Annotated in this window: 3 protein-coding genes; all 3 read right to left on the bottom strand. The window is 34.1% G+C overall.

The window, feature by feature from the left end; genetic code table 11:
* Nucleotides 1-207 precede the first annotated feature (207 nt).
* From CDG59_RS14895 to CDG59_RS15620, 3 genes are read right to left on the bottom strand one after another with little or no spacing between them, the layout of a single operon-like run.
* Nucleotides 208-609 carry an ATP-binding protein gene (locus CDG59_RS14895; RefSeq protein ID WP_264754471.1) on the bottom strand — a complete coding sequence of 134 codons (402 nt, stop codon included), beginning with the start codon at nucleotides 607-609 and terminating at the stop codon, nucleotides 208-210.
* Entirely contained in the window at nucleotides 557-673 is a 117-nt protein-coding gene (locus CDG59_RS15720; RefSeq protein WP_319823161.1) for an ATP-binding protein, read from the bottom strand. The genes CDG59_RS14895 and CDG59_RS15720 overlap by 53 nt, the downstream gene beginning before the upstream one ends.
* A 39-nt stretch (nucleotides 674-712) precedes the next feature.
* A complete protein-coding gene (locus CDG59_RS15620) occupies nucleotides 713-853 on the bottom strand; it encodes a hypothetical protein (RefSeq protein WP_227519143.1) in 141 nt (46 codons plus the stop codon).
* Between the last annotated feature and the right edge of the window lie 241 nt (nucleotides 854-1,094).

Genomic DNA, 1,094 nt, shown 5'->3' on the forward strand with positions numbered 1-1,094 from the left:
TTCTTGCTCATGGTAAACTCCTAATGAGTATGTATAGTTTACCAAGTTAAACCCTCCTGTTTTTTAAGCACACATCAATCCTTACGATAGCTTAGAGAAAATATGTAAAAAACTAAATCTTGAACTTACACCCCATGGATTGAGAAGGTCATATATGTATATCACACCCAAAATCAGCCACTCATTTCACTTTAAAATCAGCCACTCTTAAAGAGTGGCTTCCACATCAAAAGATCTGTTTTTTCTCATCGAATCACCAGTAATTTCTAATTTATAAGCGTTATGAATTATTCGGTCTAGGATTGCATCAGCTAACGTAGGATCATTAAATTTCTCATGCCATAAATCATAGGAATACTGACTTGTTATAAGTAAGCTACCGTTTGTTGAATAACTATCAATGAAATTCAATAAGGCATTTTCAACTTTAGAAGGAATATTACTAAGACCAAAATCATCGATTACAACCAACTTAAACCTTTTTAACTTTTTTATAAAAAGCTTCTCGTTAGAGTTGTCCACAGCTTGTTCTAATGCCTCAATAAAATCAGGTGCTCTATAAAAAAATAGCCTTATAGCCTTGTTTACATGCTTCAGTTGCAAATGCACATGCGATCCATGTTTTCCCTATTCCAGTTGGGCCAAGTATAATAATATTTTTATTTATATTGATCCAAGCACATTCTGAAAACCTATTAGGGTTTGTTGAGAATTACCGAGAGTTAATTAAACTCGCGCACAATTGAATCATGGCTTCAAAACTCGTATCTGTTTTACAACTACGCATCGCTATACGTTTAAATTCTTTTAACTTACAGAAATAGTTTTCAATGAGATGACGCCATTTATACATAATCGTATCAAATGCTCTCATTACTTTTCGATTAGATTTGGGTGGGATCACCACTTTCACTTTACGTTCATTGAGTTCTTGGATGAGCCAATCTGCATCAAATGCTTTATCCGCTAGGGCTTGTTGAGAATTAACAAAGGCAACTGATTAATTTATAATAGTAGTATGGATAGATACATACTTACTGATGCTCAATGGGCAAAAATGGAACCTTTTTGCCTAGGTAAAGTGACCGATCGAG

The organism is Acinetobacter sp. WCHA29 (genome assembly GCF_002165335.1).
Classification (GTDB): domain Bacteria; phylum Pseudomonadota; class Gammaproteobacteria; order Pseudomonadales; family Moraxellaceae; genus Acinetobacter.